Source organism: Streptomyces stoeckheimensis (assembly GCF_045822005.1).
Classification (GTDB): Bacteria; Actinomycetota; Actinomycetes; order Streptomycetales; family Streptomycetaceae; genus Streptomyces; species Streptomyces stoeckheimensis.
Genome location: NZ_CP169550.1, coordinates 7,432,873 through 7,458,670 on the forward strand (window position 1 = coordinate 7,432,873; position 25,798 = coordinate 7,458,670).

General features: G+C 71.9%; 23 protein-coding genes and 1 riboswitch. Of the genes, 13 read left to right on the forward strand and 10 right to left on the reverse strand.

Annotated features, from left to right (window positions below):
• Positions 1-11 precede the first annotated feature (11 nt).
• From ACE1OC_RS33735 to ACE1OC_RS33750, 4 genes are all read left to right on the forward strand, one after another.
• Positions 12-785 carry a MerR family transcriptional regulator gene (locus tag ACE1OC_RS33735; RefSeq protein WP_407840148.1) on the forward strand — a complete coding sequence of 258 codons (774 nt, stop codon included), beginning with the start codon at positions 12-14 and terminating at the stop codon, positions 783-785.
• A 107-nt stretch (positions 786-892) separates the two neighbouring features.
• Positions 893-1,366 (forward strand): bifunctional nuclease family protein, encoded by a 474-nt coding sequence (locus ACE1OC_RS33740; protein WP_250745191.1) that lies wholly within the window; start codon positions 893-895, stop codon positions 1,364-1,366.
• A 180-nt stretch (positions 1,367-1,546) separates the two neighbouring features.
• Positions 1,547-2,203 carry a MerR family transcriptional regulator gene (locus ACE1OC_RS33745; protein ID WP_407840149.1) on the forward strand — a complete coding sequence of 219 codons (657 nt, stop codon included), beginning with the start codon at positions 1,547-1,549 and terminating at the stop codon, positions 2,201-2,203.
• A gap of 89 nt (positions 2,204-2,292) precedes the next feature.
• Complete coding sequence (locus ACE1OC_RS33750; RefSeq protein ID WP_407840150.1) at positions 2,293-4,221, forward strand: DNA polymerase IV; 1,929 nt, start codon at positions 2,293-2,295, stop codon at positions 4,219-4,221.
• Between the two features lie 461 nt (positions 4,222-4,682).
• Here ACE1OC_RS33750 and ACE1OC_RS33755 read toward each other — a convergent pair whose 3' ends face one another.
• Entirely contained in the window at positions 4,683-5,048 is a 366-nt protein-coding gene (locus tag ACE1OC_RS33755; RefSeq protein WP_250745194.1) for a PRC-barrel domain-containing protein, read from the reverse strand.
• A gap of 118 nt (positions 5,049-5,166) precedes the next feature.
• Positions 5,167-5,265: riboswitch (glycine riboswitch) on the forward strand.
• A 199-nt stretch (positions 5,266-5,464) separates the two neighbouring features.
• Between ACE1OC_RS33755 and gcvP the strand changes: the two genes are divergently transcribed.
• Positions 5,465-8,350, forward strand: a complete 2,886-nt coding sequence (gene gcvP / locus ACE1OC_RS33760) for an aminomethyl-transferring glycine dehydrogenase (protein WP_407840151.1) — start codon at positions 5,465-5,467, stop codon at positions 8,348-8,350.
• A 97-nt stretch (positions 8,351-8,447) separates the two neighbouring features.
• Here gcvP and ACE1OC_RS33765 read toward each other — a convergent pair whose 3' ends face one another.
• Both ACE1OC_RS33765 and ACE1OC_RS33770 read right to left on the reverse strand, forming a co-directional pair.
• Positions 8,448-8,654, reverse strand: coding sequence for a DUF5999 family protein (locus ACE1OC_RS33765; protein WP_382979934.1), 207 nt, complete (start codon positions 8,652-8,654; stop codon positions 8,448-8,450).
• Between the two features lie 278 nt (positions 8,655-8,932).
• Positions 8,933-9,553: a hypothetical protein gene (locus ACE1OC_RS33770; protein ID WP_407840152.1), complete on the reverse strand. Its 621-nt coding sequence runs from the start codon at positions 9,551-9,553 to the stop codon at positions 8,933-8,935.
• A 513-nt stretch (positions 9,554-10,066) separates the two neighbouring features.
• On the opposite strand from ACE1OC_RS33770, the gene ACE1OC_RS33775 reads away from it, so the two are divergent.
• On the forward strand, positions 10,067-11,602 hold the full coding sequence (locus ACE1OC_RS33775; protein ID WP_407840153.1) for a glutamate-cysteine ligase family protein: 1,536 nt from the start codon (positions 10,067-10,069) through the stop codon (positions 11,600-11,602).
• A 221-nt stretch (positions 11,603-11,823) separates the two neighbouring features.
• Positions 11,824-12,567 (forward strand): CPBP family intramembrane glutamic endopeptidase, encoded by a 744-nt coding sequence (locus ACE1OC_RS33780; protein ID WP_274551693.1) that lies wholly within the window; start codon positions 11,824-11,826, stop codon positions 12,565-12,567.
• Between the two features lie 45 nt (positions 12,568-12,612).
• Here the strand turns inward: ACE1OC_RS33780 and ACE1OC_RS33785 are convergent, their stop codons facing one another.
• Positions 12,613-13,431, reverse strand: coding sequence for a PhzF family phenazine biosynthesis protein (locus ACE1OC_RS33785; protein WP_407840154.1), 819 nt, complete (start codon positions 13,429-13,431; stop codon positions 12,613-12,615).
• A gap of 590 nt (positions 13,432-14,021) precedes the next feature.
• Between ACE1OC_RS33785 and ACE1OC_RS33790 the strand changes: the two genes are divergently transcribed.
• Positions 14,022-14,642: a PadR family transcriptional regulator gene (locus ACE1OC_RS33790; protein ID WP_407840155.1), complete on the forward strand. Its 621-nt coding sequence runs from the start codon at positions 14,022-14,024 to the stop codon at positions 14,640-14,642.
• Positions 14,643-14,766: 124 nt separating this feature from the next.
• Here ACE1OC_RS33790 and ACE1OC_RS33795 read toward each other — a convergent pair whose 3' ends face one another.
• Complete coding sequence (locus ACE1OC_RS33795; protein ID WP_266910679.1) at positions 14,767-15,195, reverse strand: SRPBCC family protein; 429 nt, start codon at positions 15,193-15,195, stop codon at positions 14,767-14,769.
• Positions 15,196-15,410: 215 nt separating this feature from the next.
• On the opposite strand from ACE1OC_RS33795, the gene ACE1OC_RS33800 reads away from it, so the two are divergent.
• Positions 15,411-16,373: an EamA family transporter gene (locus ACE1OC_RS33800; protein ID WP_407840156.1), complete on the forward strand. Its 963-nt coding sequence runs from the start codon at positions 15,411-15,413 to the stop codon at positions 16,371-16,373.
• A 171-nt stretch (positions 16,374-16,544) separates the two neighbouring features.
• Positions 16,545-17,576 (forward strand): DMT family transporter, encoded by a 1,032-nt coding sequence (locus ACE1OC_RS33805; RefSeq protein ID WP_407841764.1) that lies wholly within the window; start codon positions 16,545-16,547, stop codon positions 17,574-17,576.
• Here ACE1OC_RS33805 and ACE1OC_RS33810 read toward each other — a convergent pair.
• Complete coding sequence (locus ACE1OC_RS33810; RefSeq protein WP_407840157.1) at positions 17,563-18,264, reverse strand: pyridoxamine 5'-phosphate oxidase family protein; 702 nt, start codon at positions 18,262-18,264, stop codon at positions 17,563-17,565. The two genes, ACE1OC_RS33805 and ACE1OC_RS33810, sit on opposite strands and share 14 nt — an antisense overlap.
• A 37-nt stretch (positions 18,265-18,301) precedes the next feature.
• On the opposite strand from ACE1OC_RS33810, the gene ACE1OC_RS33815 reads away from it, so the two are divergent.
• Positions 18,302-19,633: an aminotransferase class I/II-fold pyridoxal phosphate-dependent enzyme gene (locus ACE1OC_RS33815; protein WP_407840158.1), complete on the forward strand. Its 1,332-nt coding sequence runs from the start codon at positions 18,302-18,304 to the stop codon at positions 19,631-19,633.
• Between the two features lie 140 nt (positions 19,634-19,773).
• On the opposite strand, the gene ACE1OC_RS33820 is transcribed toward ACE1OC_RS33815, so the two are convergent.
• Positions 19,774-20,754, reverse strand: coding sequence for a DMT family transporter (locus ACE1OC_RS33820; protein ID WP_407840159.1), 981 nt, complete (start codon positions 20,752-20,754; stop codon positions 19,774-19,776).
• 75 nt (positions 20,755-20,829) lie between these two features.
• Between ACE1OC_RS33820 and ACE1OC_RS33825 the strand changes: the two genes are divergently transcribed.
• Positions 20,830-21,741: a LysR family transcriptional regulator gene (locus ACE1OC_RS33825; protein WP_407840160.1), complete on the forward strand. Its 912-nt coding sequence runs from the start codon at positions 20,830-20,832 to the stop codon at positions 21,739-21,741.
• Here the strand turns inward: ACE1OC_RS33825 and ACE1OC_RS33830 are convergent.
• A complete protein-coding gene (locus ACE1OC_RS33830; RefSeq protein WP_407840161.1) occupies positions 21,738-22,241 on the reverse strand; it encodes a pyridoxamine 5'-phosphate oxidase family protein in 504 nt (167 codons plus the stop codon). The two genes, ACE1OC_RS33825 and ACE1OC_RS33830, sit on opposite strands and share 4 nt — an antisense overlap.
• Positions 22,242-22,317: 76 nt before the next feature.
• Here ACE1OC_RS33830 and ACE1OC_RS33835 point away from each other — a divergent pair, with 76 nt between their 5' ends.
• The gene (locus tag ACE1OC_RS33835; protein WP_407840162.1) at positions 22,318-22,938 is read left to right on the forward strand and encodes a cysteine hydrolase; all 621 of its coding nucleotides are present in this window, start codon (positions 22,318-22,320) and stop codon (positions 22,936-22,938) included.
• A 185-nt stretch (positions 22,939-23,123) separates the two neighbouring features.
• Here ACE1OC_RS33835 and ACE1OC_RS33840 read toward each other — a convergent pair whose 3' ends face one another.
• Complete coding sequence (locus ACE1OC_RS33840) at positions 23,124-23,438, reverse strand: anthrone oxygenase family protein (protein ID WP_407840163.1); 315 nt, start codon at positions 23,436-23,438, stop codon at positions 23,124-23,126.
• 161 nt (positions 23,439-23,599) lie between these two features.
• A complete protein-coding gene (locus ACE1OC_RS33845; protein WP_407840164.1) occupies positions 23,600-25,618 on the reverse strand; it encodes a glycosyl hydrolase family 8 in 2,019 nt (672 codons plus the stop codon).
• Positions 25,619-25,798 lie beyond the last annotated feature (180 nt).

Below are 25,798 nucleotides of genomic sequence, written 5' to 3' on the forward strand. Positions count from 1 at the left end.
GGGAAGGTCCCATGCTGCGTATCCCGGCAGGCGGTGCCGCCAAGGGCGGCACCGCCACCGCCGCCTCTTCGGGCGTGCGGCTGGTGAGCATCGGCACGGTGCTCACGATGCTGCGTGACGAGTTCCCCGAAGTCACGATCTCGAAGATCCGTTTCCTGGAAGCGGAGGGGCTCGTCGAGCCCCGGCGCACACCTTCCGGATATCGCAAGTTCAGCACCGACGACGTGGAGCGCCTCGCCCACGTCCTGCGGCTCCAGCGCGACCACTACCTCCCGTTGAAGGTCATCCGCGAGCAGCTCGACGCGCTCGCACGGGGTGAGCAGATCCGTATCCCGGCGCCCACGGCGCACGGGGAGTCCGTCGACCCCGCGAGCCCCGTCGCCCTCTACGGCGAGGTGGGCCGGGAGCGGCCGACCGTGGCCCGCGTGGGCCGGGCCGAGCTGATCGCCGCGGCGGAGGTGGACGAGGTCCAGCTCGTGGAGTGGGAGTCGTACGGGCTCCTCGCAGAGGCGCCCGGCGGCGGTTTCGACGCCGAGGCCGTCACCGTGGCCCGTCTGGTGGCCGATCTCGGCGGATTCGGTCTGGAGCCGCGCCACCTGCGGGCGATGAAGGCCGCCGCCGACCGGGAGGCCGGTCTGGTGGAGCAGGTGGTCTCGCCGCTGCGCCGGCACCGCAATCCGCAGACCAGGGCCCATGCGGAGGCCACCATGAAGGAGCTCGCGGGGCTCTCCGTACGGCTGCACGAGGCACTCGTACAAACTGCTCTCGGGGTGCGGCTGCGCTGATCCAGAGGGGTTTTCGGGCCGACTTCGGGCGACTTCGGAGGGGCTTCGGGGCAGGCTTGGGGGAGCCCGACTACCCAAACCTGCCGGGCAGGTCCTAGGGTTGCTGTGTGAACGAGCTCGACGTTGTGGGTGTCCGGGTGGAAATGCCCTCGAACCAACCGATCGTGCTCCTGCGTGAAGTGGGAGGCGACCGGTACCTCCCCATCTGGATCGGACCAGGGGAGGCGACCGCCATTGCCTTCGCGCAGCAGGGCATGGCCCCTGCCCGGCCGCTGACGCACGACCTTTTCAAGGACGTGCTGGAGGCGATCGGCGAGGAGCTCACCGAGGTCCGGATCACGGATCTGCGGGAGGGCGTTTTCTACGCGGAGCTCGTCTTCGCCAGTGGAGTCGAGGTGAGCGCGCGGCCATCCGATGCCATAGCGCTCGCCCTGCGGACCGGGACGCCGATCTTCGGCAGCGACGGCGTGCTCGACGACGCCGGAATCGCGATCCCGGACGAGCAGGAGGACGAGGTGGAGAAGTTCCGCGAGTTCCTCGACCAGATCTCGCCAGAGGACTTCGGCACCGGCCCGCAGTGAGGCGCGGGTCGCGCCGTCCTCCCGGATATTTCAGCCCATTCGAGTAGCCTTTCCCCGCAATGGGGTACGGGAAACCACTCTCAGGGTGATTATCACTCGGCGTGCCGAGTGTGGCGATCGTTGACGCACCCCTGGTGACTGCCTACCTTCGAGATGGCAGGTCAAGGACGGAGGGTCGGCGTGAGAGTCACGGGCGACGGTATGACCGGGGGCATCCCCGCACGGAGTGACGGTGGGCCGTACCCGCTGCACGGTGGTGCGGGCAACTCCGCGCGCCGTCAGCCGGAGCCCGCGCCGGTCGGTTCGGTGGGGCCGGTGGGGTCAGTGGGTGGTGAGACCGCACCCGAGCAGGTCGGATACCGAGGGCCGACGGCGTGTGCCGCGGCCGGCATCACGTACCGGCAGCTCGACTACTGGGCGCGCACGGGGCTGGTGGAGCCCACGGTGCGCCCCGCCTACGGGTCGGGGACGCAGCGCCTCTACAGCTTCCGGGACGTGGTCGTCCTCAAGATCGTGAAGCGCTTCCTGGACACCGGGGTGGCGCTGCAGAACATCCGCACCGCCGTGCAGCACCTGCGCGACCGGGGATTCTCGGACCTGGAGCGGATGACGCTGATGAGCGACGGCGCCACCGTGTACGAGTGCACCTCGCCCGATCAGGTCGTCAGCCTGCTCCAGGGCGGCCAGGGTGTCTTCGGGATCGCCGTGGGCGTGGTCTGGCGCGATGTCGAGAACGCCCTGTCGCAGCTCCACGGGGAGCGCGTGGACACGGGCGAGACGGTGGTCGGGCACAACCCGGCCGATGAGCTGGCCGCCCGTAGGAACCGGGCCGTCTGAGGCTCGGCCCCGCCTGACGGCGGGGCCGGCGTTCGTGTCCGTGTTCGCACTCGGGCCGATTGTCAGTGGTGTAGGGCAGCATCGGAGCTGTGAGATCCGCGCCGACCATCCTGCACCTGGACATGGACGCCTTCTACGCCTCCGTGGAGCAGGCGTCGAAGCCGAGCCTGCGCGGCAAGGCCGTCATCGTCGGCGGGCTCGGGCCGCGCGGGGTCGTCGCCACCGCCTCCTACGAGGCCAGGCGCTTCGGGGTGCATTCGGCCATGCCGATGGCCCAGGCGCGGCGGCTCTGCCCGAACGGCGCGTGCCTGATTCCGCGCTTCAGCCTGTACCGCGAGGTCAGCGACACGGTCATGGGGATGCTCCGGGAACTGTCCCCCCTCGTGGAGCCGCTGAGCCTGGACGAGGCCTTCGTGGACCTGGAGGCGGGGGGCGTCGCCTTCGACGCGGAGACCGCGCGGGCCGTCGGTGAGCGGCTGAGGGCCGACATCGCCGCCGTGACGGGGCTGAGCGGGTCGGTGGGGCTCGCGGGGTCCAAGATGCTGGCCAAGGTCGCCTCCGAGGAGGCCAAGCCGGCCGGGCTGCTGCTGATCGAGGTGGGCACGGAGCGGGCGCACCTCGCCCCGATGTCGGTACGGACCCTGCCCGGGGTGGGGCCGGCCACGGGGGAGCACCTGCGACGGGCCGGGATCACGACGGTGGGGGAGCTGGCGGAGGCCGGTGAGGACGAGTTGGTCCGGATGGTGGGCCGCTCGCACGGGGTCGGGCTGTACCGGATGGCGCTGGGCGTGGACGAGCGGCCGGTCGTCGCCGAACGCGATGCGAAGTCCGTGTCCGTGGAGGACACCTTCGACGTCGACCTGCACGACCGGGTGCGGATCCGCACCGAGGTGCAGCGGCTCGCGGACCGGTGCGTGGAGCGGCTGCGGGGGTCGGGGCACTCGGGGCGGACGATCGTGCTCAAGGTTCGGCGGTACGACTTCTCCACACTGACGCGCTCGGAGACCCTGCGGGGGCCCACGGACGACCCCGCGGTGGTGCGGGAGGCGGCGGCGCGGCTGCTGGAGGCCGTGGACACCACGGGCGGGGTGCGGCTGCTGGGGGTGGGTGTCACGGGGCTGGCGGACTACACGCAGGAGGACCTGTTCGCTTTCGCCGATGCGATGGCTGCGCGGGCGGGGGCGGATGACGCGGCTGCGGGGCCGGCTGCGGGAGTGGGAGTGGCTGCGGCTCGTGCCGACGGTGTTGCGCCGTTCGGCGGGGGCTCGGGGCAGGGCGCGGTCGACGCTGACGGGGGTCAGGAGAGCCACGCGTCGGGTGAGGGCGCTGGACAGGGACCCGGGCCGGTTCGGGATGGGGGCACCGGGCGGGCGCGGGGAGCACAGCAGGGCCAGGGGCAGGGTGCTGGGGAAGTGCTGGGTGAGGCCGCGGGCCAGGGGCGAGGTGCTGGGCCGGGGCGGGTGGGGAGTGCCGGGGCGGGCCGGGTAGCCCAGGAGGGGCAGGAGCAGGGCGCTGGGTCCCGGCGGGTGGGGAGTGCCGGGGAGGGCCAGACACCCCGTGAGGGGCTGAGCCAGGGGCAGGGCCACGGTCACGGGCAGGGCCAAGGCCCGGGCCATGTTCAGGGGCAGGGGCAGGGGCAGGGGGCTGGGTCCGGGCGGGTGGAGGGTGCCGGGGAGGGGCAGGGATCCCGCGAGGGCCACGGTCACGGGCCGGGTCAGGACCAGGTTCAGGGGGCGGGGCAGGCGGGTGGGCAGGGGCGGTCGGGGGGTGGCGAAGGCGTGGGTGAGCGCTCGTGGCCGGCCGGGAGCGATGTGCGGCATGCGGTGTACGGGCCGGGGTGGGTGCAGGGCAGCGGGGTCGGGCGGGTGACCGTACGGTTCGAGCAGCCCGGATCCGAGCCGGGTCGGGTGCGAACGTTCCTGGTCGACGATCCCGAGCTGGAGCCGTCCGACCCGATGCCGCTGGTAGGGGACCGGGCCGTGGGGGTCGGAGGCTCGACGGCTCCGCAGGGAGCCTGAGAGGTTGCGGGCGCGGGCGGTCAGGGCGGCGCTTGCTCCGCACCGGCGGACCCGAGGGCGATTCCTCCTCCTGGCTGGAGCAGCCGTTTCGCCGGGCCGGGCGGAAGCCTGCGTACTGGACGTACTTGGGATTTCGCCCGGTGCGCAGAGAGCGCGTGCCAGGCGCCGCGGGCCCGGCAAGATTCGGAAGAGACGGCCTAGCTCGCGGGCTGCTGGGTGACGGGCCGCTCCCGGCTGCGGCGTACGGGACGGGCAGATCGCCGGGGCGCGGCCGTCCTGGACTACCGGGCCAGGACTCGGAGAACCTCCCGGTGGCCCGGCCTCCGCGGTCGCTTGTGCCGGCTGTCGGTACTGGTTTGAGTGCCTGCTGCCTGCTGAGCGCCCCTGCTCCGCTGTCCGCAGGCGGCTTTCTGCGGAGCGCTGCCTGGAAGGTCGGGCTTGCCGGCCCCGGTGGGGGTGGGTCAGGGGGTGTCGGGGGTTTTGTGGCCGAAGTCGTGCTGGAAGTCCGTCGGGAGGGCCAGGTCCAGGCCGTAGTGGTGGTAGAGCTGCAGCTCCTGTTCGGGGGAGAGGTGGCGGCCGACGCCGAAGTCGGGGGCGTCCTTGATGAGGGAGCGTTCGAAGGGCACGCGCAGGGTGTCGCCCACCATCTCGCTGGGCTCCAGCGGGACGAAGGCGTCCCGGCTGAAGAGTCCGGTGCGTACGGCGGCCCATTCCGGGACGCCCGTGGCATCGTCGAGGTAGACCTCGTCGACGGTGCCGATCTTGGTGCCATTGCGGTCGAACGCCTTGCGGCCGATCAGGCTGCGGGGATCGATGTCGGTCTGCACGGTCCGGTCCCTCCATTGGGCGCAACTCCTCCGTAAGCACTACAAAAGTGCATTTCCGGAGAGGGGGCCACTCGAGGGAGGTCCGCAGATCCTCGCTGGTAGGCTGGGTGACGGCTGTTGACCCTGTGCGGGAGAGTCCTCCGAGTGAGTGAGACGGAGGCGCCGAAGGAGCAAATCCTCCCCGGAATCTCTCAGGCATACGTACCGCACGTGGTGAGGCCACTCTGGAAAGCAGGGGCGGGTACCGGGCGCGCAGTGCCGGTCCCTCTCCTCACCGACGGTGAAAGCCGGACCTCGTGGGCGACCCCCGCGCGGCCCGGTGAAGCTCTCAGGTTGTGATGACAGAGGGGGAGGCCGTCCGGGTGCCCGCGCCGTGGTGCCCCTCGCAGGTCGTACGACCCAGGAGGCCTCCGTACATGACCGCCAACCGCATTCCGCTCTCCCAGCTGGAGCGAGGCATCCCCTTCGAGCAGCGCCACATCGGCCCGGACGCCGAGGCGCAGGCGAAGATGCTCGCCCATGTGGGCTACGGCTCGCTGGACGAGCTCACCGCAGCCGCGGTGCCGGATGTGATCAAGACCACCGCCGCGCTGAACCTGCCCGAGGCGCGGACCGAGGCCGAGGTGCTCGCCGAGCTGCGTGAGCTCGCCGACCGCAACCAGGTGCTGTCGTCGATGATCGGTCTCGGTTACTACGGGACCTTCACGCCGCCGGTGATCCTGCGCAACGTCATGGAGAACCCGGCTTGGTACACGGCGTACACGCCGTACCAGCCGGAGATCTCCCAGGGCCGCCTCGAAGCCCTGCTGAACTTCCAGACCGTCGTCGCCGAGCTGACCGGCCTGCCGACCTCCGGCGCCTCCCTGCTCGACGAGGGCACGGCTGCCGCCGAGGCCATGACCCTGGCCCGCCGCGTGGGCAGGGCCAAGGGCAACGTCTTCCTCGTCGACGCCGACGCGCTGCCGCAGACCATCGCGGTGATCCAGACCCGCGCCGAGCCGATCGGCATCGAGGTCGTCGTCGCGGACCTGTCGGACGGGATTCCGGCCGAGATCGCCGAGCGCGGCGTCTACGGCGTGCTCCTCCAGTACCCGGGTGCTTCCGGCGCCGTGCGGGAGATCAAGCCGGTCATCGAGCAGGCGCACGCGCTCGGCGCCATCGTCGCCGTCTCCGCCGACCTGCTCGCCCTGACGCTGCTGACCTCGCCGGGCGAGCTGGGCGCGGACATCGCGGTCGGCACCACCCAGCGCTTCGGCGTCCCGATGGGCTTCGGCGGACCGCACGCCGGCTACATGGCCGTCCAGGCCAAGCACGCCCGCTCGCTGCCCGGCCGCCTCGTCGGCGTCTCCGTGGACGCGGACGGCAACAAGGCGTACCGCCTGGCGCTGCAGACCCGTGAGCAGCACATCCGCCGCGAGAAGGCCACCAGCAACATCTGCACCGCCCAGGTGCTCCTCGCCGTCATGGCCGGCATGTACGCCGTCTACCACGGCCCGGACGGGCTGCGGACGATCGCCCGCCGGACGCACCGGTACGCGGCTCTGCTCGCGGCCGGTCTGACGGCCGGCGGGGTCGAGGTCGTGCACGGCGCCTACTTCGACACCGTCACCGCGCGGGTCCCGGGCCGGGCCGCCGAGGTCGTGGCCGCGGCCCGCGAGGGCGGGGTCAACCTGTACCAGGTGGACGCCGACCTGGTCTCCGCCTCCTGCGACGAGACCACCCTGCGCGCCGACGTGGACGCGGTGTGGGCGGCCTTCGGTGTCACCGCCGACCTGGAGGCGCTCGACGCCACCACGGCCGACGCGCTTCCCGAGGGGCTGCTGCGCTCGGACGAGTACCTGACCCACCCGGTCTTCCACCAGCACCGCTCCGAGACCGCGATGCTGCGCTACCTGCGCAAGCTCTCGGACAAGGACTACGCGCTGGACCGCGGCATGATCCCGCTGGGCTCCTGCACCATGAAGCTCAACGCGACCACCGAAATGGAGTCGGTCACCTGGCCGGAATTCGGCCAGTTGCACCCGTTCGCCCCGGTCGAGCAGGCCGAGGGGTACCTCACGCTCATCACCGAGCTGGAGGAACGTCTCTGCGAGGTCACCGGCTACGACAAGGTCTCCATTCAGCCGAATGCCGGCTCCCAGGGTGAGCTCGCCGGCCTGCTGGCCGTCCGCGCCTACCACCGGGCGAACGGCAACGAGCAGCGCACCGTCTGCCTCATCCCGTCCTCCGCGCACGGCACCAATGCCGCGAGCGCCGTGATGGCCGGCATGAAGGTCGTCGTCGTCAAGACCGCCGACGACGGCGAGGTGGACGCGGACGACCTCCGTGCCAAGATCGAGCAGTACCGCGACGAGCTCGCCGTGCTGATGATCACGTACCCCTCCACGCACGGTGTGTTCGAGGAGCACGTCGCCGACATCTGCGCCCAGGTGCACGACGCCGGCGGCCAGGTCTACGTGGACGGCGCCAACCTCAACGCCCTGGTGGGCCTGGCCAAGCCGGGTCACTTCGGCGGCGACGTCTCGCACCTGAACCTGCACAAGACCTTCTGCATCCCGCACGGCGGCGGCGGCCCGGGCGTCGGCCCGGTCGGTGTCCGGGCGCACCTGGCTCCGTACCTGCCCAACCACCCGCTCCAGCCGACCGCCGGTCCGGAGACGGGCGTCGGCCCGATCTCGGCCGCTCCGTGGGGCTCGGCCGGCATCCTGCCGATCTCCTGGTCGTACGTGCGCCTGATGGGCGGCGAAGGCCTCAAGCGCGCGACCCAGGTGGCGGTGCTCGGCGCCAACTACATCGCCAAGCGCCTGGAGCCGCACTACCCGGTGCTCTACACCGGCCCGGGCAACCTGGTCGCGCACGAGTGCATCATCGACATGCGCCCCCTGTCGAAGGCGACGGGCGTGAGCATCGACGACATCGCCAAGCGCCTGATCGACTACGGGTTCCACGCGCCGACCATGTCCTTCCCGGTCGCCGGCACGCTCATGATCGAGCCGACGGAGTCCGAGGACCTCGCCGAGATCGACCGCTTCTGCGATGCGATGATCGCCATCCGCGCCGAGATCGAGCGGGTCGCGGGCGGCGAGTGGCCGGTGGACGACAACCCGCTGGCCAACTCCCCGCACACGGCGGCGGCCCTGGGCGGCGAGTGGAGCCACCCGTACACCCGCGACGAGGCCGTCTTCCCGGGCGGGGTGTCGGCCGCGGAGAAGTACTGGCCGCCGGTGCGCCGCATCGACGGTGCCTTCGGCGACCGGAACCTGGTGTGTTCCTGCCCGCCGCTGGACGAGTACGACAACTGATGCAGTGACATGCAGAAGTGACATGACGAAGTGACATGACGAAGGGGCCGGTCCGGGAGTTCTCTCCTGGGCCGGCCCCTTTCGTTTCCGTCGTCGGCTAGGCCGCCTTCATCACCTGCGTCGCCGCGAGCGGGCGGTGCGGGGCGATGATCCGGCCGTCCGGCAGCAGCTCACCGGTGTCCTCGAACAGCAGGACGCCGTTGCACAGCAGGCTCCAACCCTGCTCCGGGTGAACGGCCACGGGGTGCGCGGCCTCCCGGTCGGCGGAGTCGGCGGACGGGCATGCTGGCTTGTGCTGGCACATGGATGCGTTCTTTCGCTGCGGTGTGGTCTGTGTGCTGCGGCTCGGTGCGTTGTGCGCGTGGTTCATGGCCGCCCCCCGTATCAACGACTTGGCTCGGTCAGAGTCCCCAGTGTTCCCCCACGGCGCGGTGTCCGGAGGGATTTCCCAGCAGCTGTCCTCATAGATTGATGACGCATCACCCGTGCGGGCGGTTCAGCTCAACTCCCCTGTCATTTCGGATGGTTAGCTGGGGGCCCGAGTGGGCTAGGCCGAATGGGCAGAACCGGCCGGGGGTCGGGTCAGGCGGCCGGTGCGGCCATGGAAGGCGGCACCGGGGGAGCCGTCGGCGTGAGCCGGTGGGTCAGTACGGGCAGCAGTTCGGACACGGGGTGCGGGCGGTAGGCGGCGATGCCGGGCGGGGCCGGGGCGAGGGGGACCAGGAGGTCGGCGGCGGCCGGCAGGCCGGCGGAGGCGTCGGCGCCCACCGATCCGTGCAGCCACAGGGTCAGCATGTACAGCTCCGGTACGGACAGCAGGCGCGGCTGGTAGTTCTTGCCGAGCGATTCGGCCTGGCGCAGCGCGCGTTCGGTGGCGGTGACGTAGGGGCCCTCGAAGAAGTGGGAGAAGACCCAGCCGTCAGGGGTCAGCCGGGTGTCGGCCGCCGCGACGTAGCGGTCCCCACTGCGGATCAGGAACCGCCAGCCGGTCAGCCGGGTGCGCGGCGGCCTGCCGCCGGCGGTCAGGCCGGAGATGTGCAGCCGGTCCAAGACGTGGACGGGCAGCGGCAGTTCGGCGGTCATCGGTCCCTGGAGGGAGCGCAGGGCCGGAGTGTGCGCCTCGTGGACGGCGGTGGGGGAACCGAGGGCCGCGAGGACGCTGCGCAGGGCGGGCGCGGGAGCCGGAGGGACGTGCAGCGGCATGGTGGGTCGCCTCTCGCTTGGGAGACCTGTGGAACGGGGCGGGTGCGGGGTGCGGACGACGCTGTCGCATTCTGGGGTCAGAGGGGGGCTGAGGGGCAATGGCCGCGCGCCAACTCTCTGCCTCGCATGCGGAGTTTATCTGACATGTGTTCACGCAGTGTTTCGGCTAGCTGTCCCGCCTATTGCCGACAAGGCGCTTACCGGTCCCTCTGACGTGGGATTCATGCCGGGTGCGCGCAAAATTTCCGCGCTGACCTCGGAGGTTACCGGATGGCGGCTCGGCTGAAAAGCGCCGGTTATCGATAACCGGCAAGGTCTACGCTGTATTTGCGCAAGGCGGCTTGCCAGGTGAATGTGCCAAAGCGCCCGTCGGCCAAACCGGCGCGCGCTCCCCGCCAGTCGCGCCCCTTCCGCGTTATCGATCACGCCGCCGGGGCATCATCGACCGTAACGCGCGCCCGGGCGGGGGGATCCATTGCCAGCCGCCGGGCCCAGTCGAGGAGGGACGCTCCGATGGGGGAGAAGGTCGTGGCGGGCGGATTCGACCTGTCCGATCGGCAACGGTACCGGAGGAAGCTGCACGAGTGCCTGGAGGTACTGGAGCGACTTCTGGAGGAGAAGAGGTTCGATCGCCCCAAGAACATGATGGGGCTGGAGATCGAGTTGAATCTCGCGGGTGCCGACGGGTTGCCGAGAATGGTGAATGCGCAGGTCCTCGAGCGTATTGCGAGCAACGATTTCCAGACCGAACTGGGAATGTTCAACCTGGAGGTGAACGTACTTCCGCACCGGCTCGGCGGCCGGGTATTCGACCAGCTCGCCGAGGAACTGAGCGCGGGTCTCGGCTATGCCCACCGGCAGGCTCTGGAGGTCGACGCCGGGGTGGTCATGATCGGAATTCTGCCGACGATCTCCCGCACCGACCTGGTCACCGCCAACCTCTCGGCGGTGGACCGCTACTCGCTGCTCAACGAGCAGATCCTGATGATGCGGGGAGAGGACTTCGTCCTCGACATCGAGGGGGTCGAGCGGCTGACCTGGACCTCCGGGTCGATCGTGCCGGAGGCCGCCTGCACCTCCGTACAACTGCACCTGCAGGTGACCCCGGCACGGTTCGCGGACGTGTGGAACGCGGCGCAGGCGGTGGCGGCCGTACAGATAGCCGTCGGCGCCAACTCGCCCTTCCTGTTCGGGCGCGAGCTGTGGCGGGAGTCGCGGCCGCCGCTCTTCCAGCAGGCCACCGACACCAGGCCGCCCGAGCTCCAGGCGCAGGGGGTGCGCCCGCGCACCTGGTTCGGCGAGCGGTGGGTGGACTCGGCGTACGAGCTCTTCGCCGAGAACGTCCGCTACTTCCCGGCCCTGCTCCCGATCTGCGACGAGGAGGAGCCGCTGCGGGTGCACGCCGAGGGCGGGGTGCCGAGCCTGCAGGAGCTGGTGCTGCACAACGGCACCGTCTACCGCTGGAACCGGCCCGTCTACGGGGTCGCCGACGGGGTGCCGCACCTGCGCGTGGAGAACCGGGTGCTGCCCGCGGGCCCGACGGTGGCCGACGTCGTCGCCAACGCGGCCTTCTACTACGGGCTCGTACGGACGCTCGCGGACGAGCAGCGCCCGGTGTGGAGCCGGCTGCCCTTCGCGGAGGCGGAGGCCAACTTCGACGCGGCCTGCCGCTACGGCATCGACGCCCGGCTGCGCTGGCCGCGCCGGGGCAGGGGCGGGGGACTGGCGAGCGTGCCCGCGGTCCGGCTGGTGCTGGAGGAGCTGCTGCCGATGGCTGCCGCCGGGCTGGACGCGTGGGGCATCGAGCCCGCCGACCGGGACCACTACCTCGGCATCATCGAAGAGCGGTGCCGGCGCCGGGTGAACGGGGCCACCTGGCAGGTGGACACGTACCACCGGGCGCTCGCGGGCGGGCTGGAGCGGGACGCGGCGCTCGCCGCGACCACGCGCCGCTACAGCGAGCTGAGTCACCGGGGCGATCCCGTGCACACCTGGCCGGCGGGTCTGGGGGGTGGCGCCGCGGGGGCCGGAGCGGCGGCCGCGGACTGATCCCGGGGGTCCGTGCGGTCCCGTCCGGTCCCGAGCGGGCTCGTCCCGTCCGGTCCCGCCCGGTGATCCCCTTGCTCCGCGGAGGAGGCAGTATGGGGTGATCGGGGCGGGACGCCCCGCGAGATGTCGCAGCGGTGGCGGGACGGGAGACGGGCGTGCGGACGGAGCCGGAACCGGAGGTCGGGGAGCTCGAGCTCGGCGAGCGCTCGAGCGAGCGCAGGATGCTGCGCTCCGAGACGCTGCTCGTGCTCGCGCTGTCCCTGGGCGCGAGCGGGGTCTCGGCGCTGATCAGCTTCATCGGCTCGCTGACCAAGCCGGGCGGACTCAAGGACCAGGCCGCCACGCTCAACGGTTCGTACGCCCCCGGCCGGCCCTGGCTGGACCTGGCCTGGCAGTTGTTCGGCATCGCGAGCGCGCTCGTCCCCGTCCTGCTCGTCGCGCACCTGCTGACCCGTGAGGGCGCGCCCGGGCTGAAGGTGCTGGGCTTCGACCGCACCCGGCCCTGGTGGGACCTAGGCCGGGGCGCGCTCGTCGCCGCCTGCATCGGCAGCGCGGGACTGGCCTTCTACCTGGGGGCGCGGGCGACCGGCTTCAACCTCACGGTGGTGCCGGAGGCGCTGCCCGACGTGTGGTGGAAGTTCCCCGTGCTGATCCTCTCCGCGGTGCAGAACTCCGTGGTGGAGGAGGTCATCGTGCTGGCCTACCTGCTGCGCAGGCTCGGGCAGCTCGGCTGGTCGCCGATGGCCGCACTGATGGCCAGCTCCGTGCTGCGCGGCTCGTACCACCTCTACCAGGGCATCGGCGGATTCATCGGCAACGTGGTGATGGGCGTGGTGTTCGTGCTCGCCTACCGGCGCTGGGGCCGGGTCGGTCCGCTCGTCGTGGCGCACGCGCTGCTCGACATCGTGGCCTTCGGCGGGTACGCCCTGCTGGCGGGCAAGGTGGGCTGGCTGCCCACGCCGTAGGCCCGATCCCGTAGGCCCGACCCCGTAGGCACACCGCCCGGCCGCCTACGGTGCGGTGAGCAGCTCGCCGTCGACGACCGTGACCGCGCGCCCGATCAGCAGAGTGCGGTCGCCCTGCAACCGGACCCGGACGAGGCCGGTGCGGGCTCCGCCCTGGAGGCCGACCAGCTCCGTGCGGCCCAGCCGCTGCGCCCAGAAGGGGGCCAGCGCGGTGTGGGCGCTGCCGGTGACCGGGTCCTCGTCGATGCCGAATGCGGGGAAGAAGCCCCGCGAGACGAAGTCGTAGCCGCGGGAGGGGTCCTCGGCCGCCGCGGTCACGATGATCCCGCGCCGGGCATAGCCGCGCAGGGCGGCGAGGTCGGGCGTGAGCTCCCGTACGGTCCGCTCGTCGGCCAGCTCCACCACGAGGTCCCCGATGTGCTCGGAGGTGTCGTGGACCGACTTGGCCGTCGCGCCGAGCGCGCGCTCCACGGCGGCGTCCGGCTCGACCTCGGTCAGGGAGGAGGTCGGGAAGTCCATGACCAGGCTCCCGTCCTCGACGGCGGTGACCTTCAGGATTCCGCAGCGCGCCGCGAAGCGGACCGTCCCCGTGGCCAGGCCGCTGGTGGCCAGGACGTGGGCGGTGGCCAGGGTCGCGTGGCCGCACATGTCGACCTCTGCGGCCGGGGTGAACCAGCGCAGCTCCCAGTCCGCCTCGCCGCCGGGCGGGAGCGGATGGGCGAAGGCGGTCTCGGAGAGGTTGACCTCGGCGGCGACCTGCTGGAGCCAGGCGTCCCGGGGGAACCCGTCTTCGAGGAGCAGGACCCCGGCGGGATTGCCGCCGAAGGGGCGGTCGGTGAAGGCGTCGACGATTCGGATGCGCATGTCATCGACCGTAGGGACGCGGCGGAGCCGGCCGCAAAGGCCAATCCGGGATGACTGGACTGCCTGCCTGCCTGCCCATGTCCGGGGCCACCCTCCCGGTGGCCGCCGCGACCTGGCCGACTTCGTCGCACTGGCCACCGACTGGATCCTGCGCCACCTGCCCCCTGCTCGCCGTCGACGGTGAGCCTGACGGTATCGCCGAAGCGCTCGGCCATGGGCGACATCGGGTCGTGGCCGAATCCGAGCAGGCTGCCACCGTCGGCGCATTCGTGCCAGTCACGCCAGCCCTCCAGCCCGTCGCGGCAGCCCCGACCTCGGCGGATGAGAGCTCCTCGCCGAGGGCAAGGAAGCCGAACCGCTCGGTATCGGCCACGGGCCAGAGGTCGAAGCCGGCAGGGGTGCACATCCACAGCGCCCCCCAGAGTGAGACACGGTCCGATTCCGGTGAGACAGGTCGACAGTCGTCAGGTGGGCGTGGCTGTTCGTTGAGGAAGTTTCCGATATATCGTTGACGCATCGCGATGGGTCAGTGATAGTGGAGACATCGCATCAGCGACAACGAATCACCGAATGAGGAAAGGAGCGCAGTCATGCGTTCACACGGACAGCACGGACACGACCACGGACATGAGCACGGACGGGGTCACGGCCACTGCGGGCCGGACCGTCGGGAGGAGTTCCAGCGGCGGCGTGCCGCCTTCGGGCCGTTCGGGCCGCCCTTCGGCGGCGGGCCCTTCGGCGGGCGCGGTGGCCGCGGCGGACCGCGCGGCCGGGCCCGGCGGGGTGATGTGCGCGCCTCCATCCTGGCGCTGCTCACCGACCGGCCGATGCACGGCTACGAGATGATCCAGGAGATCGGCGAGCGCAGCGGCGGGGCGTGGAAGCCCAGCCCGGGGTCGGTCTACCCGACCCTGCAGCTACTGGAGGACGAGGGCCTCATCACCAGCGAGAGCGAGGGCGGCAAGAAGCTGTTCACGCTCACCGACGCCGGTCGCACCGAGGCCGAGTCCGGCCCGGACGCCCCCTGGGCGGAGGCCGGCCGGGGCTTCGACTTCGAGGCGATGAACGAGGTCCGGACGGCCGGTTTCGGCCTGATGGAGGCCTTCGGGCAGGTCTTCAAGACCGGCACGCCCGCGCAGCGGGAGAAGGCCCTCACCGTCATCAACGACGCCCGCAAGAAGCTCTACCTGATTCTGGCCGACGAGCACTGAGTGTGTGAGTGAGTGAGTGCGAGTCGGGCGGACCTTCCCGTACGACGGCGCGCCCCGCGGGACTTCTCGCGGGGCGCGCCATCGTGTTCGTACGCGTACGGACCTGCTCGGTCGGGGGTGGTGCTCAGGCGACCAGGCCGGAGAGCTTGCGGAGCGACTCGTTCAGGGCGGCGGTGGCCGAGTCCTTGAGCTTGCCCGCCATGAGGGAGACCGCGGCGCCGGTGAACTCGCCGTCGATGCGGACCGTGGTGGCCCCGCCGTCCGGGATCAGGGTGTAGCGGGTCAGGACGGCGACGCCCATCGGGCCCTTGCCGGTGATCGCGAAGACGCGCTCGTCCTCCAGCTCCGAGACCGTCCAGAGGACCTCGGCGGGGAAGCCCATCATCTTCATGTTCTCGGCGAAGGTGGATCCCACCGCCAGGGTCTCGGGTCCGCCCTTCGGGAAGTTGGTGTGGGTCATGCTCCACTGGCCGTAAGCGTCCCAGTCGGTCAGCTGGGACCAGAGCTTCGCGGCGGACGCCTCGATGCGTGATTCCGCGGTGACTTCAGCCATGCGACCACCCCTTCTCGTCAGGTACGTGCGGCGGAAGGTAGTCCCGGCGGACGCAACATTCAAGACTGACGACCTGTCAGATATTGCGGAGCGGGGTGGGTGGGGAGGCGGGTGGGGAGTGGGTGCGGACCCGGCCGGTGTCGGGTCGGTCTCGGGAGCGTCTCAACAGGTGTCACGGGTCTGTCGCTCCTGACGGGGCCTGCCATGATGTCCGAATGCAAGCGTCAGGGAGACATGCCGGACTGGGCCTCGCCCTCATTTCGGCTATCGCGTTCGGTGGTTCGGGTGTGGCGGCGAAGCCGCTGATCGAGGCGGGTCTGGACCCGCTCCACATGGTCTGGCTCAGGGTGGCCGGGGCGGCGCTCGTGCTGTCCCCGCTGGCCTGGCGCCATCGCGATCTCGTACGCCGCAAACCCCTGCTGCTCGCGGGCTTCGGGCTCGTCGCCGTGGCCGGTGTCCAGGCCTTCTACTTCGCCTCGCTGTCCCGGATCCCGGTCGGCGTGGCCCTGCTGCTGGAGTACCTCGGCCCGGCGCTGCTGCTCGGGTGGATCCGCTTCGTGCAGCGCAGGCCGGTGACCCGGGCCGCCGCGGCCGGCGCCGCCGTGGCCGTCGTGGGGCTCGCCTGCGTGGTGCAGATCTGGGCCGGCCTGAGCCTCGATCTGCTGGGCGTGCTGCTCGGCCTCGCGGCCGCCTGCTGCCAGGCCTTCTACTTCGTCTTCGCCGACCAGGGCAGCGACGGGGACGACGTGCCCGACCCGATGGGCATGATCGCGTACGGCATGATCGTCGGCACCCTCGTGATGACGGTGATCGCCCGGCCCTGGCAGATCGACTGGCAGGTACTGGGCGGCGACGCGGCGCTCGGCGACCTGATGGTGCCCGCGCCGGTGCTGCTCGGCTGGGTGGTGCTGATCGCGACGGTGTTCGCGTACCTGACCGGTGTGGTCTCCGTGCGCAAGCTGTCGCCGCAGGTCGCGGGTGTGGTGGCCTGCCTGGAGGCGGTCGTGGCGACCGTACTGGCCTGGGTGCTCCTCGGCGAGCACCTCTCGACCTGGCAGATCATCGGCGGTGCCCTCGTGCTGGGCGGGGCCTTCATCGCGCAGACCTCCCGGCAGGCCGCGCCGCCCGGGGTCGCGGAGCCGGTGGCCGCCCTGGACCGCGACCCGAGCAAGGTCTAGGCTCTCGATCATGCTGACGACCGTGCTTCCGCCGCCCGCCGCCTAGCGCGGGCGGCTGCCACCACGTAGAAGAACTCGGCCCGGGCCGTGACCCGGGCGGATTCGCGCTGCCCGCGAAGCGATGACCTGCTCCTTTCATCCTTCACGCACGCGCGGAGACCTCTCGTGTCGATCCAGTCGGACCAAACGCCCGCCACGCCCGCCACCGGGCGCAGCCTGCTCTTCCTCGTCATCGCCGGAACCGCCTGGGGCACGGCGGGGGCGGCGGCCTCGCTGCTCTACCTCGCCAGTGACCTCGGCCCGCTCGCCCTGTCGTTCTGGCGGTGCGCGGGCGGGCTGGCGGTACTGCTCCCGGTCCTCGCCGTACGCCGCCGCCCGCGGGGCGCAGGGGCAGGGGCAGGGGAGCGTGCCGTTCGGGCGCGGGCCTCGGTGGGCTCGCTCATCGGGACCGGGCTGCTGTTCACCCTCTTCCAGTCCGCGTACTTCGCCGCCGTGCGCGAGACCGGCCTCGCCGTGGCCACCGTGGTCACCCTCGGATCCGGGCCCGTGCTCATCGCCCTCGGGGCCCGCTACTGGATGGGCGAGCGGCTCGGCCGGGGCGGGACCGTCGCGGTCGGCGGGGCGCTGGCCGGGCTGGCCGTGCTCGTCCTCGGCAGCGGGGGCGGCGAGGTGCGGCCGCTCGGCGTCGGCTGGGCGCTGCTGTCCGCCGCCGGCTACGGGGCCATGACCCTGCGGGCCAGGCTGCTCGGGCGGCGCGGCACGGGCGGGGAGCCGCTGGTCACCACCGTCTGGTCGGTCGGGGTCGGCGCGGCGTGCCTGTTGCCGTTCGCCCTGGTCGAGGGGCTGATGCCGCACACCGCGGAGCCCGTCCGGGTGCTCTGGCTGCTCGCCTACATGGCCACCGTGCCGACCGCGCTGGCCTACGCGCTCTACTTCAGCGGGGCCGCCGCGGTGCGGGCCGCGACGGTGTCCGTGATCATGCTGATCGAACCCGTCGGCGCGGCGGCGATCGCCGTCCTGGTGCTCGGGGAGCGGCTGACCGGCCCGGTGGCGCTGGGCACCGTACTCCTGTTGACGGCCGTGGGGGCGCTGATCGCCGCCGAGTCGCGGCGGCCTGCGGACGTCCGGGACCCGGAAACGCGGGAGGGCGGGCCGGAGGTCCGGCCCGCCCTTGCCGCCGAGGCGGCCGTCAGAGCGCGGTGATGTAGTCCGGGACGGGGATGCCCGGGGCGAGGTCGGCGGCCGGGACCGGGGTCCCGTACGCCGGCGCGACCGGGATCACGCCCGTCCAGTAGGGCAGGGCGACGTCCTGGGGGTCGTCGCCCGGGCCGCCGGTGCGGACCTTGGCGGACACCTCGTTCAGGTCCAGGCGGATCACGGCGGTGGCCGCGAGCTCCTTGGCGTTCGCGGGCCGGGAGTCGGCCGAGCGGCCCGGAACGACCTGGTCGACGAGGGCGTCGAGCGCGATCCGGCGCTCCTCCGGGTCGGTCACCTCGTAGGCGGTGCCGTGCACGACCACCGAGCGGTAGTTGAGCGAGTGGTGGAAGGCGGAGCGGGCCAGGACAAGGCCGTCGAGGTGAGTCACGGTGAGACAGACCGGTAGCCCCGGGTCGGCCTTGCCGGCCGCGAGGAGCGGGCGCGAGCCCGTGGAGCCGTGCACGTAGAGGGTCTGGCCGACCCGGCCGAAGAGGGTCGGCAGGACCACCGGCGCGCCGTCGCGGATGAAGCCGAGGTGGCAGAGGTAGGCCGCGTCCAGTATCGAGTGCACCGTCTCGTGGTCGTAGTGCGCGCGGTCGCGGTACCGGCTTGGAACGGTACGGTCGGTGGGCGCGTACCCGGCCGCTGCCGTCGACGTCTCCGTAGTGGTCTCGGGGGCAGGCGTGACGCTCATCGTGCAGGCTCCGTTGTATTAGTGCATACTTGGCTTTGTGCTAGGAGAGTATCTGATCATCGGGCGGCGCGCATCGGAAATCGCCGCGAGTGTGGAAGCGGGCGTCGCCTCGGGCGCGCTCGCGCCGGGAGCGCTGTTGCCGCCGATGCGGGAGCTCGCCGGTGTGCTGGGGGTGAACCCCAACACCGTGGCGGCCGCGTACCGCACGCTGCGCGAACGCGGGGTCATCGAGACCGACGGGCGTCGAGGCAGCCGGGTGCGGGCCCGCCCGGCGACCGCGCCGCGCGACGAACTGCGGATGGCCGTCCCGGCGGGGGTGCGCGACATCGCCTCCGGCAATCCGGACGTGCGGCTGCTGCCCGCGCTGGACGGGGCGCTGGCGGGCGCGGCCCGCCGGTACGCCGCCGAGCCGACGCTCTACGGCCAGGACCCGGTCGTCCCGGAGCTGGCCCGGCTCGCCAGGGCCGCCTTCGACGCGGACGGGGTCCCGGCCGGCGAGGTGGCGGTGACCTCGGGGGCGCTGGACGGCATCGAACGGGTACTGGCCGCGCACCTGCGGCCCGGCGACGCGGTCGGGGTCGAGGACCCGGGGTGGGGGAGCGTGCTCGACCTCGTCCCGGCACTGGGGCTACGGGTCGTGCCGGTGGCCGTGGACGACGACGGGCCGCTGCCCGACTCGGTGGAACGGGCGCTGGCGCAGGGGGTCCGGGCGCTGCTCGTGACGGCCCGGGCGCAGAACCCGACCGGGGCGGTGGTGAGCGCGGAGCGGGCCGCGGAGCTGCGGGCGGTGCTCGCCGGACACCCCGAGGTGCTGGTCATCGACGACGATCACGGACACGGCATCGTGGACCTGCCGCTCAACGCGCTCGGCGGGGTGACCCGCCACTGGGTGCTGATCCGCTCCACCGCGAAGGGGTACGCGCCGGACCTGCGGCTCGCCGTGCTGACCGGTGACGGGGTCACGCTCGACCGGGTCCGGGGGCGGCAGCGACTGGGCCCCGGGTGGGTGAGCAGGCTGCTGCAGTACACCGTGGTGGAGTTGTGGAAGGCCGGAGCGGTCGACCACGCGGCGGTCGCGCGGTCCTACGGGGAGCGCCGGGACGGACTGGTCGCGGCGCTGGCCCGGCGCGGGGTGCACGCGCAGGGGCGGAGCGGGATGAACGTGTGGGTGCCCGTCGCCGAGGAGACGGCGGTGGTGACGCGCCTGCTGGGCGCGGGCTGGGCGGTCGCTCCGGGAGCCCGGTTCCGGGTGGAATCGGGGCCGGCCGTGCGGATGACGATGTCGACCTTGTCCCCGGCGGACGTACCGGGGCTGGCGGAGGCGGTGGCCTCGGCCGTCCGCCCGGCGGCCGGGGGGCGGCTCGACTGACGGCCGGGAGGCGGGGGTGGGGCGATCTGTGGTGTGGCGATCGCCCCCCGGCCTAGGGCCTGTCGTCAAAATCCCGTCGTCGCCCGAAGGGCGGTCGCGTGCCAGGCGTCGCGCGGCAGACGGGAGTTTGACGACAGGCCCTAGCGGCGTCGGGTCTGGGTGAGGGCCGCGCCGGCCAGGACGACGACCGCGCCCACCGGGGTGTTCCAGTGGAGCTGTTCGTCCAGGAGGAGGACGCCCGCCGTCGTCGCGATGACCGGGATGAAGTACGTGACCATCTGCGCGGTGGTCGGGCCGATCTCCGTGACCAGGCCGTACTGCATCTGGAGGGCCATGCCCGTGCCCAGGGCGCCCAGCGCGATCACCGACAGGGTCGGCCAGAGCGGGAACGAGGTGGGGGCCGAGGTGAACAGCGCGCTGACCACGGCCAGTTGCAGGGTGGAGACCAGGAGCTGGGCGCCGGTCAGGGCGACCGGGGAGCCCGGCGTGGAGGCTAGGGTGCGGCGTACGTAGATCCAGCCGATCGGGTAGCAGAGCGCGGCCAGCAGGGCGAGCGCGGTGCCCTTGGCGTCGAGGCCCGAGAAGCCCTGCCAGGCGCCGAGGACGGTCAGGACGCCGAGGAAGCCCAGGCCCAGACCCGCGACGCGGCGGCGCGTCGGGCGGTCCTCGGAGAGCGCGACCAGCGACAGGGCCATGCCCCACAGCGGTGAGGTGGCGTTGCAGATGCCCGCCAGGCTGGAGGGGATGCTCAGTTCCGCGTACGCGAAGAGGGAGAACGGGGCGGTGTTGAGCAGCAGCGCCGCCACCGTCAGGTGGGCCCAGGTGCGCCGGCCTCGGGGGAGCGGTTCGCGGCGGATCAGCAGCACGGTGAGCAGGGCGAGCGCGCCGAAGAAGACCCGGCCTAGGGCGACCTGGAACGGGGCGTACGCCTCCGTGCCCACCTTGATCAGCAGGAAGCTGAAGCCCCAGATCACCGAGAGGACCGCGAAGCGCAGGCGCCAGTCCAGCCGGCGGCCGGTGGGTCGCACCTTCGCGGCGGGGGCGCCGGCGGGGGGCGGGGTGGCGGCGGCCGGGGTGGGGGTCGGGGGCAGGTGGGGGACCGGGGTGCTGGGGGCGCTCATGACAGCCACCTTCGCCCTTCGCGACCTCGTAGGACAAGCGAAAATTGTTGAGAGTGACGTCGTAGGATTGCTTACATGTTGAACTTGGAGCGGCTGCGCACCCTCGATGCCCTCGCCCGCCACGGCTCCGTCAGTGGCGCCGCCGACGGGCTCCATGTCACCACCTCCGCCGTGTCCCAGCAGATGGCCAAGCTGGAGCGGGAGGTCGGCCAGCCCCTCCTGGCCAAGAACGGGCGCGGGGTGCGGCTCACCGATGCCGGCCGGCTCCTCGCCGAGCACGCGGCCCGGATCATCTCCCAGGTCGAGCTCGCCCAGGCCGATGTCGAGGCCCGGCGCGGGTGCGCGGTCGGCGAGCTGCGGATCGGCGCCTTCCCCACCGCCATGCGGGGGCTGCTGCCTCAGGTCCTGGCGGAGCTGCGGGCCGACCACCCCGAACTGCGGCCCCGGGTAAGGGAACAGGAGCCGGGGGAGAGCATGCCCGCCGTGGTCCGGGGCGACCTGGACATGGCCCTCGCCATCGACTGGCCCAGCAAGCGGATGCCGGTGCCGGCCGAGCTCACGCGGGCCCATCTGCTGGACGACTCCATAGACATCGCGGTGCCGGCGGGGCATCCGCTGGCCGACCGCGCCGGGATCTCCCTGGCCGAGTTCGGCGAGGACGACTGGATCTCCTGGACCGAGGGGCAGTTCTGCCACGAGTGGCTCGTCTCCACCCTGCGCGGCACCGGCATCGAGCCCCGGATCACGCACATCGCCGAGGAGCACCACACCCAACTGGCCTTCGTCGAGGCCGGACTGGGCGTGTGCGTGGCCCCCCGGCTGGGGCGCGGGCCCGTGCCGCCGGGGGTTCGGCTGCTGCCGGTGTCCGACAGCGTCCGGCGCCACGTGTACGTCGTCTGGCGGGCCGACGCCGACCGCCGGCCGTCGATCCGGGCCGCCGTCGAGGCCTTGAGGAGAGCGGCTTCCGCCGCTGCCGGGGCGGCCTAGATCTTGCGGAAGTCCCAGGACACGATCGAGTCCGGTGTCAGCCGGATCCAGGCGTGCCGGCCGTCGTGCGGCATCTCCGTGATGCCGAAGTTCTTGACGGGGAAGAGCCGCTCCGGTTCCGCCAGTTCCTCGCACGGCTCGCCCGTACGGGGAGCCTCGCCCACGAAGACGGCCGTACCGGACAGTTCGACGCCGCGCAGCTCGTCGTAGGCCTCGCCGGCGTCCACGACCACCGAGATGCGGGGATCCTTGCGGAGGTCGGACCAGCGGCGGCTGCGGGTGATCGAGTACAGCCACAGGGAAGTGCCGTCCCAGACGAACCAGAGCGCGCCGACGTGCGGGCGACCGTCCGGGGAGACCGTGGCCACCCGGCAGGTGCGCTGCTCGCGCAGGAAGGCGTCCGTTTCCTCGCCGGTCATCATGATGCGGCGGCCCCGCCGCTGCGCCCTGTCCGCGGGAGTGTCGTCCACGAGTGTCCCGTCCACCGGTGTGCCGTCCATATGGTCCGCGCCCCTTCACATCTGACTGTGTGTCAGGAATCATGCGTGCTCTTCCGTCGCCACGCCAGGGGGAGCCATGGCCGATCTCGATCCCGCCACCACCGCACTGCTCACCGTCGAGTGCCAGAACGGTGTCGTCGGCGAGGAGAGCGCCCTTCCGGAGCTGGCGAAGGAGGCTCGGGACTCCGGCATGCTCGACCGGGTCGCAGCGCTGGTCGAGGCCGCGCGCGGGGCCGGGGTGCAGGTGCTGCACGCGGTGGCCGAACGGCGGCCCGACGGGCTCGGGGCCAATGCCAACGCCCGGCTGTTCCGGGCCGCGGGGAAGCTGCCGGTGCGCCAGTTGACCGGCAGCCCGGCCGTGGAGGTCGCCGCGCCCATCACCGTCGCCGAGCAGGACCTCGTGGTGCGCCGGCTGCACGGACTCTCCCCGATGGCCGGCACCGACCTGGACGCCCTGCTGCGCAACCTCGGTGTCCGCACGCTCGTCGTCACCGGGGTCTCGTCCAACATCGCGATCCCGAACACCGTCTTCGACGCGGTGAACCTCGGCTACCAGGTGGTGGTCCCCTCCGATGCCATCGCGGGAGTCCCCGCGGCCTGCACCGCCGAGGTGATCCGCAACTCCCTGTCCCTCGTCGCGGCCATCACCACGGCCGAAGCCCTCATCGCCCAATGGGCACGACCGCTCGACCTTTAGCCGAAGGGGCTCTAGGGCCTGTCGTCAAACTCCCGTCTGCCGCGCGGCGTCTGGCACGCGCTCTCGCCGCACCGGACGGAAGCCAAGTACGTCCAGTACGCGGGCTTCCGCCCGGCACGCCGAGAGCACGCACCAGACGCCGCGCGGCCGCCCTTCGGGCGACGACGGGATTTTGACGACAGGCCCTAGGGAGACGCCGGCCCGGACTCCCGCCGGCCCCGGAGGGGCGCCACCGCGGTGATGACGAGCAGGATGAAGGCGATCAGGGCCGTGGAGGTGCGCATCCGGTTGAACAGGTCCCAGCGGTGCAGGATCTCGGCGTAGTCGGCCGGCGCGGACGTGGTGGCCCACACCTTGATCTGCCCGTTGATCGGCACGTTCCCGAAGCGGGTGACCAGGAAGGAAGTCCCCACCAGCAGGGTCGCCGCCGCCGCGAGCGCCCGCTCCCGGCCGCGCGTCTGCAGGGTCAGTGCCAGTGAGCTGATTCCGGCGACCGCCATCGCGGACAGCGTGACCGGCCACGGTATCCGAACCCGTTGTCCCTCCATCTGAGCTGCCGGGCCCATGAGTTGCGCCCGCCACCCGGAGGTCCCGTGGCGCGGTCGACCCACGGGTACGGCCGCGCCCGCCGGCGCGGCCGTACCTGCACCTCACCGTCCGGTTACGGGACCCAGTGGTTTCCGGAGGCGGTGATCATGACCTGGAGCTGGATGCTCGCCGAGAAGTAGCTGCTGGTGTCGATCGGAGCGGCCAGCATCTTGTTCCAGAGCGCGTCCAGCCAGGCCTGGCTGCCCGGGTCGGTCATGGCCGCCAGGGCGAACGGGGCGAAGTACGCCGCCTCGCTTCCTGCGGAGATCTGCGTGCCGTCCAGCTTGTAGCCGATGGCTATCTTGTTCGGGTCGCCGCCGGTCTTGGCCTTGATCCAGGTGTTGACCTTCCGGGCCGCCGCGAGGGACTTGGCGTCCCCGCTGGTCACCGCGTCGTCCGCGATGCGCCACGGGGTGCGGCAGGCGTTCCACCAGTAGGCGCCGTCGTTCGGGTCCTCGAGGACCTGACCGGGGGCGGGCTTGGGGGTGGAGTTCGTGTTGACGACGAAGTCGGGCAGGAGCCCGGTGTTCGGCGCGTACGAGGCCTGCAGGTTCGTGATCTGGTTCTGGTGCGCGGTGCGGACGGTGTCCCATGCCGAGTCGCCGGTCGCCGTGCGGAAGGCCCGGAAGTGGTCGACCATCCAGTCCGAGGTGCGGGTGATGTAGTAGTACTGGTCGCCGGAGCTGCTCCAGTCGCCCAGCTTGAGCAGGTTGGTGGACGGGTTGAGCTCGTCCTTCTTGATCGCGTTGATGTGCTTGATCGCGAGGGCCTTGTAGTTGTACGTGCCCGCGCTGCCCCACTGCTTGTCGGCGAGGAGCAGCCCGTAGGCGACGTCCATGTCGCCGTCGGTCGCGCCGTCACCGCCGTTGACGCTCCGGCAGGCGGTGTCCTGCTCCGCGGCGAGCAGGTCCGGGTTGACCGACGAGGGGTGGTCGATCGTCCACTTGGTCAGACCGTCGAAGATCTTCTTCGCGTCCGGGTCGGCGCCGGCCATCGTCGCGGCGATCACCATGCCGTACCCCTGCGCCTCGGCCACGTAGGGGTGGTCGGCGTCGGGGGAGATGACCTGGTACCAGCCGTTGCCGCAGTTCTGCCGGACGAACGCGGACTTCCAGTGGGTGTAGTAGTCGATGGTCTTCTGGTCGAGCGTGCCCTGGGCGCCGGTCGGCTTCAGTGTCCCGGCGGTGTAGGGGCGGGTGTGGCTGCCGAACGGGACGGCCGGGCCGGAGCCGCTCGCGGGCTGGGTGGTGACGCTGAGCGCATTGCTCGCCGCGGAGGTGTTGCCCGCCGCGTCCCGCGCCTTGACCGTGTAGCCGTAGCCGGTGGAGGCCGTGAGGCCGGTGTCCGTGTACGAGGTCCCCGCGGCCGTTCCCACCCGCGTGGCGCCGCGGTAGACGTCGTAGCCGGTGACGCCCACGTTGTCGGTGGCGGCGTTCCAGGCCAGCGAAACGCTGTTCGAGGTGGTGGCCGTCGCGCGCAGACTGCCCGGAGCGGTCGGCGCGGTGGTGTCGGAGCCGCCGGAGACCGGGGAGCCGTAGACCTCGAACTCCCAGAGGGAGTAGCCGTACGCGGTGCCCCGCGCGGTGCCGTGCATGCGGACGTAGCGGCCGGTCCCGGTGACCGTCAGGTCGTCGGTCGCTCCGTTCCCGGCGCTGGTGGAGTAGACGTCGGTCCAGTTCGTCCCGTCGTTCGAGGTCTGGATCTTGTACGTCTTCCCGTACGCGGCCTCCCAGTTGAGCTTCACCCGGCTGATGGTGTGCGCCGATCCGAGGTCGATGCGGATCCACTGCGGGTCCACGCCCTCCGCGCTGGCCCAGCGGGTCGAGGCGTTGGCGTCCACGGCCTTGGCCGCGTCGAAGCCGCTCGCCTCGATCGAGGACGCGGTCGTGGGCTTTCCGGTCGAGACCAGCACCGGGGCGGCGGCGGTGGCGGCGCGGGCCGATACTCCGGCTATGGCGGCCGTCGCCGCCGGGGCGCCGAGGCCGCTGAGGCCCGCCATGGCGGCGGCGAGGGCGGCGACGCCCGCCAGCGGGCGGTGCCAGTGGGGGCGGCGGTCTCTGTGTGCGGAGCGTTGCTGATGTGCTCGTGACATCGGGCGTCCTCGGGTGGGTGCTGCGCGAGTGGGGGGAGCGGCCGGGTCGGCCTCTCGGCCAATGGTTAGGAATGGTTCCTAACCATTGGCCGAGAGAGTAGAAACGGAACAGGGTGTCGCGCAAGACCCCGGGCGCGATCCGTCAGCGCGATCCACGGAGCGATGCACGCCGGTTCACGC